This window comes from Archangium sp. (genome assembly GCF_036389735.1).
Classification (GTDB): Bacteria; Myxococcota; Myxococcia; order Myxococcales; family Myxococcaceae; genus Archangium.
In genome coordinates this window covers 1-7,145 of sequence record NZ_DASVWK010000494.1, presented here as the reverse complement: position 1 = coordinate 7,145, position 7,145 = coordinate 1, and the positions used below count along the sequence as shown (strand labels likewise).

3 protein-coding genes are annotated in these 7,145 nt (G+C 73.5%); 2 read left to right on the top strand and 1 reads right to left on the bottom strand.

Annotated elements, in window-relative coordinates; translation table 11 throughout:
- Positions 1–120 precede the first annotated feature (120 nt).
- Entirely contained in the window at positions 121–1,686 is a 1,566-nt protein-coding gene (locus VF794_RS17385; RefSeq protein WP_331111802.1) for an FAD-dependent oxidoreductase, read from the top strand.
- Here VF794_RS17385 and VF794_RS17380 read toward each other — a convergent pair.
- Complete coding sequence (locus tag VF794_RS17380) at positions 1,655–3,598, bottom strand: carboxypeptidase regulatory-like domain-containing protein (protein ID WP_331111800.1); 1,944 nt, start codon at positions 3,596–3,598, stop codon at positions 1,655–1,657. The genes VF794_RS17385 and VF794_RS17380 overlap by 32 nt on opposite strands.
- Positions 3,599–3,708: 110 nt before the next feature.
- On the opposite strand from VF794_RS17380, the gene VF794_RS17375 reads away from it, so the two are divergent.
- On the top strand, positions 3,709–7,145 hold a 3,437-nt coding region (locus VF794_RS17375; RefSeq protein ID WP_331111799.1), incomplete at its 3' end, for an SNF2-related protein.

Below are 7,145 nucleotides of genomic sequence, written 5' to 3'. Positions count from 1 at the left end.
GGGTGTACCGGGATGTTCTCACGCTCGCGGGCCTCGGCCCCCTGGCCGCCGTGCGGTGGCTGGAGGGGCTCTCCCGCTCGGTGCTTCAGCTCCCCCCTTCGCCGTGACCGGGAGGAAACCATGCGCCTTTCCCTCGAAATGCCGAGTCTGTCCCTGGGGCGATTGAGCCCCGAACGACTTCCCCTCTCGCCTCGGGCCCGGTTGCCGCGAGTGCCTCGGGGGCGGAGCGTGGCCGTGGTGGGCGGTGGGCTGGCCGGCATGGCGGCCGCGACCCTGCTGGCCGAGCGCGGCGTCTCCGTCACCGTCCTCGAGCGCGAGTCGTTCCTCGGGGGCCGGGTGGGCGGCTGGATGGAGCGCTTGGAGGACGGCGAGTCGGTGGAGATGGAGCGCGGCTTCCATGCCTTCTTCCGCCAGTACTACAACGCGCGGGCGTTGCTGCGGCGGGTGGACCCCCGGCTGGAGCGGCTGCGGAAGCTGGAGGACTACCCCATCCTCGGACGCGGCGGGAGCATGGAGTCCTTCTCGCGCCTCCCCGCCCTCCCGCCCTTCAACGTGCTGGGGCTCGTCATGCGCACCTCGACGTTGAAGTGGGCGGACCTCGTCCGGATGGACCTGCGCTCCTCGATGGCGATGCTCTCCTTCGACATGGAGCGCACCTACGCCGGGTTCGACCAGCGCACCGCGCGCGAGTACCTGGATTCCCTGCGCTTCCCGCCCCATGCGCGGCGCATGCTGTTCGATGTCTTCTCGCACTCCTTCTTCAACCCGGAGGAGGAGATGTCGGCGGCCGAGCTGCTGATGATGTTCCACTTCTATTTCATGGGGAACCCGGAGGGCCTCGTCTTCGACGTGCTCGACGAGCCGTTCGCCACGGCGGTATGGCTGCCCTTGCGGCGCTACCTCGAGGGACTGGGCGTCCGGTTCCGGCTCGGCGAGGCGGTCACCGCGGTGGGGTTGCGCGAGGGCGGTGGGGTGCGGCTGCGGAGCGACGGCGGAGCGCCCGTCGAGGCGGATGCGGTGGTGCTCTCCACCTCGGTGGAGGCGCTGAAGCGGATCATCTCCGACTCACCAGAGCTACGGGACGGAGGGTGGCGCGAGCAGGTCGACGCGCTGGCGCTCACCTCACCCTTCGCGGTGTGGAGGATGTGGCTGAACAGGCCCTCGGCACCGGGCCGGCATCCCTTCGTGGGGACCACGGGCATGGGGATGATCGACAACATCTCGCTCTACCACCTGTTCGAGGGCGAGAGCCGGCGCTGGGCGGCGCGCACGGGTGGCTCGGTGGTGGAGCTGCATGCCTACGGCCTGCCCCGGGGAGTGGACGAGGCCTCGGTACGGCGCGAGCTGCTGGACGGGCTGCACCACCTCTACCCGGAGCTGCGCGGGGCAAGCGTCGTGGCGGAGCGATTCCTGATGCGCCAGGACTGTCCGGCCTTCGCGCCGGGCTCGTTCCAGCTGCGGCCCACGGTGGAGACGCCCTTCCCCCAGGTGGTGCTCGCGGGGGACTTCGTCCGCCTGCCCATTCCCACGGCGCTGATGGAGCGCGCGGCGACCTCGGGCTTCATGGCGGCCAACCACCTGCTCGCGGGCTGGGAGGTGCGGGGGCAGGAGCTCTGGTCCGTGCCCCGGCGAGGCCTGCTGGCCGGTCTGGTGCCTACCGGCGGATCCGCCGTCGCGTCACGGTGATGTCCACGACGGGAGGGGGGCTGCCTCCCGTGCCCATTGCCGATGCCTTGCGTACCCCGAGCACCAGCCGGCTGCCCTCGGGGCCACGGATGTGCTGGACCGCCTCCGCGAAGCCCAGCTCCACCACCGGGCGCCCGTCGATGCGCACGATGCCGTCCCCCGTCACGAGCCCCGCCTCGGCCGCGCCTCCGCCCGCCATGACCTCGCCCAGCACCAGGGCGTCATCGCGCGCCGCGAGCACCGCCCCGATGCCCACCAGCTCCACCCGCGGCTCCTCTCCTTCCTCCGTCTTCCGCAGCTCGATGAGCTGTGGGGCCGTGGCGTCGGGGCGCACCGAGATGCCCGAGAGGATGCGGCTGTGGTGCTGGTCCGCGGAGACGAACAGGGACAGCTCGCCCGTGGGCAACCCGTCGAGCGAGAATCCGCCCTTCGCATCGGAGAGGGCGTCGTAGCGCAGCGTCAGCGCCCCTGGGACGCCCAGGCCCTCGATGGCGATGCGCGCGCGCGCCAGCGGCTGGCCCGAGCCCTCCTCCACCACACGCCCCGTCAGCTTCGCGCCTCGCGTCAGCGAGAAGTCCGCCGTCACCGGCCCGGAGGCCCCTTCCGGCACCTCCACGACCCTCTCCGAGGGCGCGTAGCCGGACGCGGCCACCTGCACCACGTAGCTTCCCGGAGGCACACCGGCCAGCTCGTAGTGGCCCCGCGCGTCGATGAACGCGTGCTGCGCGAAGGGCACGCGCTGGAGGGGACCTCGTCGCGTGCTCACCCCCAGGCTGAAGGAGGGCACGGGCTTGCCGTTGGCCGCTTCGCTCACCGTGCCCGCCAGCGTCGCCCCCCACGCGAGCTTCAGCACTAGGTCCTCGCGCCCCGTGGCCACGTCCCGCAGCTCTCCGGGGGCGAGCCCCATCAACCTCGCGGTGACGTCGTAGGTGCCCGGCTCCAGGCCCTCGACCACGAAGCGTCCCTCCGCGTCCGTGAGCGTCCCGTAGCCGAGCTCATCTCCATACCCGCGAGGCCAGGCGCTCGCGGCGGACACCACGGATACCCGCGCGCCGGGGACGGCCGCTCCATCTCCCCCCACCACGCGACCCGCCAGGGCCTCCTCTGTCGTGGCCGTCGCGGTGCCCTCCCGCTTCCCCAGCTTCAGCACCAGACGGCGCGCCAGCGCCACGGTCGGCGTCACCTCGGCCCGGGCGGAGGCGTGGGCCGGGTGCCGGGCCTCCACGGTGGCTCCCTCGGGCGCGTGGAAGCGGAACTCCCCGCGCGCATCGGACTCGTGATGGTCCGACGTGGGGACGAGCACCGACTCCCCGTCTTGGCCGGTGAGCACCCGCACCCGCGCGCCGGGCACGGGCTGCCCATCGGGGCCCTCCACCCGGCCCAGCAACTCCACCTCGGGCATCAGGGCGAGCACGATCTCCGAGATGCGCTGGCCCGGGACGGCCGTGAGGCGGATGGGGCTCTGTCCCCACTCGGGGCCGAAGGGCAGGTAGCCCCGCGCCGTCACCACCGCGAGCTGCCAGGTGCCCGGCGTATGCGGCACGAAACGGAACCGGCCGCTGCTGTCCGTGTGGGTGGACGTGGCGCCTCCCTTCGAGGCGAAGGTCAGCTCGGCGTCCCCTACGCCCTCGCCCGTGGTGCCCGAGATGACGCGGCCCTGGAAGGAGCCCAGAGGCTCGGTCGTCTCCTCGGCCCGACTGGCGGGCACGAGGCGCGAGGGCACGGCGGAGGCGAGGGGCGCGGGCTCACGCCTCGGTGCGGTCTCCGGGACCGGGCGGGCTGGAGCCGGAACCGGGGCGGCCTGGGGGGCCCGCGTCTCCGACTCCGTCCCGCGTCCTCTCAGGGAGAGGACGAGGCAGCCCACGAGCACCAGCACGCCGACGAGCAGTCCGATTGTGCGCTTCCGGTCCATGGCACGGGAGGGTAGCGCAAGCGAGGGTCCGGTCGTTTCCATGCTCGCTGACCGCGAAGTCGTCATCGTGAAAGCGGACAGGTGGGCTTCCGGGGGCTATCTTCGAGGTCATGTCGAAGACATTACCGGAAAAGTCGTCCTCCGGCCTTGGCAGGTCGATGCAGCGTTGGCTCACCCGGGGGCAGCTCCTGGAACTCGCGGGCGCATGGGTCTACGACAAGGGGCAGCGGTGGGTGGCCAAGGGGCGCGTTTTCTCCTGGGTGGCCACGCCCGACCACGTGCGGGGTGAGGTCCTGGGGCGCGGGGGCGTGCACCTCCAGGTGTCCGTGTCCGCGGACGAGCGGGGGCTGCTCGGCGGGTGCTCGTGCCACCGCTTCCGGGAGTCCAGCATCTGCGAGCACGTGGTGGCGCTCGGGCTGGCCGTGCTCGGCTCCACCGCGCCCGAGGAAGACACGCCCCCACGGCGCTCCAAGGAGGCACCGCCGGGGACCCCCGAGGAGGCGCGGGCCTGGCTGGAGGCCCACCAGGTCACCCACCTGCGCCGGGCCACCGTCTCGGAGCTGGAGCCCCTGCTTCCCCGGGGCTTCGGCGTGACCCACCGGCTCTATCTGCTCGACGGGTACCCGCTCACGGCCGTGCTGGAGGGCTCCCTGGTGCTGCCGGACACCTGGTCCCAGAAGGCTCGGGACACCTTCCGTCAGGCCTGCTGGGAGCGCGTCCGCATCGAGGCCGAGCGCGTGCGGCTGGGGCTGGAGCGGGAGGGCGTCCAGCCCGTGCCGCTTCCGCCCACGGATGCGCGCCTCGAGCCGCTCGTCCACCTGCTCCAGCAGGCGCGGGCCCGGGTGCGCGAGCATGCCGTCCCGCGCCTCCTCCCCGAGAACGAGCGCCTCCTGTGCTTCCCGGACAAGCGCGTCGTCGCGCACCTCCACGAGGCCCGCACCGGCCTGTCCCGGACGGAGGTGCTCTCGGAGCAGCTCCATGGGCGGTGCGCGCGGGTGGACCTCGTGCAGCTCCTCGAGGGAGAGGAGCGCCCCTTCGGGTGCTCGGTGTGTGGCCCGAGGCAGCCGGCCCTCTGCATCCATGTCCTCTCCGCGCTGGACGCGCTGCTCGCCGCGCTCGGAGACCGGGAGCGGGCGACGCAGAACACGCAACTCGCCGAGCGGCTCTTCCAGGCGCCCGCCCAGCACCTGCTGGCGGCCATGGACAAGGCCGGGCTCCTGGCCCGGGCCCGGCGCGCCTCCAGGCCCGTGGCCCAGGTGAGCTTCCGGCTGGAGTTCGGCGAGGGAGAGCCACGCCTGCGGCCCTACCTCCACCGGACGTTGAAGCGGGGCGGCCTCTCCAAGGGCACCCAGGTGGCCTTTCGCGAGGAGGAAGAGGCCCGACTCCTCCTCGTCTCGCCCGAGGAGGTGGAGGCCTTCGAGCTGTGTCGGCTGGTGAGCCGGTTGCACGAGCCGGGAGATCGCCACCGGGTCCTCGTGCAGGCGCTGAAGCTGCTCGCGCACCACCCTCACCTGGTGCTCGAGTCGAGGCTGGAGGTGCCCCTGCGGGTGCGCACCGCGCCGCTCGGGCTCGGACTGGAGGAGGCGGAGGACGGGCTGCGGGTGCGCCCCACGCTGGGCGGAGAGCCGGTGTCCTCCGAGGTGGTGCGCGGGTTGGGCCGGGGGTGGCACCTGCCCCAGCCGTGGCTCCTCGTCGACCCCGCCGTGCCGAGGGTGACGCTGGTGTCCGCCTCCCCCGAGGCGCTGGCGGTACTGGCCACGGTGGTGGAGCACGGAGGGCGGCTGCCCGCGAAGTCGCGCGCGGAGCTGCTGCGGCGGCTTGGCGGGGTGGAGGCGGTCTTCCCCGTGTCCCTGCCCCCCTCGCTGGAGGCGCGCGAGGTGCCCCCCACTCCCGGGTTGCTGGTACGCCTGCGGCCCACGGGCGGCGAGGCCCTGGAGGGCGCGGTGTTCGTCCGGCCGCTGCCCGAGGCCCCCCCGTTGGTGCCGGGCGAGGGCGTCGACGTCGTCCGGGGGCTGCGCGGGGGCGAGCGGGTACGGGTGCGGAGAGATCTGGAGGCCGAGCGCGCCGAGGCCGCCGCGCTGTTGGAGAAGCTGGAGCTGCCGTTGGAGGACCAGGGCCGCTTCACCCTGGAGGGGCCGGAGGCGGCGCTCGGCTTCCTGGAGCGACTGGAGCCCCTGACGGGTCCCAGTGTGCACGTGGAGTGGGAGGAACGCCCGTGGAGCGTGGTGCGCTCGCCGGATGCGAAGGGGTTGAAGGTGGAGGTGCACCGGGAGCGGGACTGGTTCGGCGTAGCGGGCGGGGTGCAACTGGAGGGCGAGCGGGTGGAGCTGGCCGTGTTGCTGGACGCCATGCGACGCGGGCACCACTACGTGCCCCTGGGGCCGGGACGCTGGGTGAGGCTCACCGAGACGTTGCGCGAGCAGCTCTCCCCGCTGGTGGATCTGGCGCACCGCTCGCGCGGCCACTGGGAGGTGAGCGCGGCGGCGGCGCCCGTGCTGGACAGGCTGGCCGAGGTGGGCGCGGAGGTGGTGGCCCCCCCGGACTGGCGCCAGCTCGCCTCCCGCATCCGCAAGGCCCAGTCCTTGAAGGTGAAGGTGCCCGCGGGGCTGAAGGCGGAGCTGCGCGACTACCAGCGGGAGGGCTTCCGCTGGATGGCGCGGCTGGCGGAGTGGGGGGGGGGCGGGTGCCTGGCGGACGACATGGGGTTGGGCAAGACGCTCCAGGCGCTCGCGCTGCTGCTGCACCGGGCGAAGGCCGGGCCCGCGCTGGTGGTGGCGCCCACCTCGGTGTGCTTCAACTGGGTGCGCGAGGCGGCGCGCTTCGCTCCCTCGCTGAAGGTGCACGCCTACGACGCGGCGGACCGGGAGGCGCTGCTCTCCGGGCTGGGCGCCGGGGACGTGGTGGTGGTCAGCTACGGGCTGCTGACGCGCGAGGCCGGGCGCTTCTGCGAGGTGTCCTTCGCCACGCTGGTGCTGGACGAGGCCCAGGCGGTGAAGAACCCGGACACGGCGCGGGCGAAGGCGGTGCGGGCGCTGAAGGCCGAGGCGCGCATCGCCCTCTCGGGCACGCCGGTGGAGAACCGGCTGTCGGAGCTGTGGAGCCTCTACCGGCTCGTCTTCCCGGGGCTGCTGGGCAGCCGCGAGTCCTTCCGCGAGCGCTTCTCCGGCCCCATCGAGCGCACGAAGGACCCCCAGGCCCGCGCGGCGCTGGCGCGGGTGGTGCGGCCCTTCCTGCTGCGGCGCACCAAGGCGGAGGTGGCGCGCGAGCTGCCGCCGCGCGTGGAGACGGTGGTGCCCATCACCCTCTCGGAAGGCGAGCGCCGGCTGTACGAGGACACGCGGCTGGCGGCGCTGGCGCGGCTGCGGGACGCCTCGGGGCCGGCCAGGCGCTTCGAGATGCTGGTGGCCCTCACCCGGCTGCGGCTGGCGGCCTGCCACCCGAGGCTGGTGGACGGGGACTCGCCGCTGCTGTCCTCCAAGCTGGAGCGCTTCCTGGAGCTGGTGGACACCCTGCGCGCCGAGGGGAGCCGGGCGCTCGTCTTCAGCCA

Bases quoted from the DNA above. Each gene is read 5' to 3' on its own strand.
- VF794_RS17380 (WP_331111800.1), bottom strand. From the start codon at position 3,598: ATGGACCGGAAGCGCACAATCGGACTGCTCGTCGGCGTGCTGGTGCTC.
- VF794_RS17385 (WP_331111802.1), top strand. From the start codon at position 121: ATGCGCCTTTCCCTCGAAATGCCGAGTCTGTCCCTGGGGCGATTGAGC.